Here is a 1,222-nt window from a genome sequence, read left to right as displayed (position 1 = left end):
GCCTCGTGTCAGTGGTGTGTGACGGTGTACTGGATGGCAGCGCGGGGGTTTTCCCAGAAGATCTGCTCGATCTGCTGCTCGGTGAGCCCGATGGATTCCATGTTCTTGCGCTGCCGGTCCGGCCCGCTCATGCCCGCGGCCACCTTGCCGTCGTCACGCCGCCACAACAGCGAACCGTCGTCCGCGAGCGGCTCCTGAGCCATGGAGGCGGTCTCCGTGTGATCGGTCAGCGCGATCATCTTGTCCGCGCCCAGGTACTCCACCGTCTGGCGGACCACTTCCAGGTCGACGTGATAGCCGTCGAAGTTGATACACGGAAAGAGCTTGCCCTCCGCGGCGGCCTGGATCATCTCGGCCGGCACCGGGCCCAGCAGGCCCGCCAGCATCTCACCGCTCCACGGCCGGCCGATCACCTCGGGCAGCTCCTCGGCACGCAGCGCCAGCTCCTCAGCCGTGCGGTAGGCGTGCCGGAAGTTGCGCGGCATGTCGTTGTACAGGTGGTCGGTGAGGATGAGGTACGGCGAGGACTCGTACCGCCCGTGCAGGAAGTCGATGACACCGCGCATCCGCCGCGCACTGCGCTCGGGAGCGTCACGGTGGAAGTGACCCAGCGCGACACGGCAGCCGTTGTCATAGAAGGAGACCAGCAGGTCCGCGAAGGTGAAACCGGCGGCTATCTCATCCTCCAGCTCCATCGCGTCGGGAGCCATCACGATGTAGCGCAGCCCGTGCCGGCCCAGCTCGGCAAGCCGCTGCCACTCCGCGCGCGTCGGTGTCCACACCCCGGCCCGCGGAATACCTCCCTCGGGGCCGAGCATGGGGCCCTCCACCGCGAACCCGCGTATCCGGGTGTTCGGCACATCGGCCCGGTAGGTGTCATATGCCCGCACCAGCGCCTCGAACGCCGCCAGCGCCGGGCGGCGCAGATACACCGTAGGCACGATCTCCAGCCCACGCTCCTCGGACAACGCCTCCAGTCTCGGCAGATCGGCCGCGCTCATCTCCGAGAAGTCGACCTGACCCAGACCATGGAAGTGGTAGAGGAACGACTGCGACACGTCAGAGGCCTCCCAAGTTGCTTGCGACGGCAGTGGATACAAGAAGCCGGTCGGCCCACGAAAGCCCCCGAGCGCCGTCACCATAACAAAACCAAACTCCACCGCTCCTGAACAGCCCGCAGCAACGGACCATCAAACTCTCAAGCACACAAGGCAGTTACTCC

Annotated in this window: 1 protein-coding gene; it reads right to left on the bottom strand. The window is 66.1% G+C overall.

Annotation, left to right across the window (positions count from 1 at the left end):
* Positions 1 to 8: 8 nt before the first annotated feature.
* Positions 9 to 1,058 (bottom strand): hypothetical protein, encoded by a 1,050-nt coding sequence (locus AB0959_RS52975; RefSeq protein ID WP_366834212.1) that lies wholly within the window; start codon positions 1,056 to 1,058, stop codon positions 9 to 11.
* Positions 1,059 to 1,222 lie beyond the last annotated feature (164 nt).

It is taken from the genome of Streptomyces sp. NPDC046862, from assembly GCF_040704615.1.
Taxonomy (GTDB): Bacteria; Actinomycetota; Actinomycetes; order Streptomycetales; family Streptomycetaceae; genus Streptomyces.
Note: the sequence above shows the minus strand (reverse complement) of the source record. Positions and strands in the feature narration are given on the sequence as shown.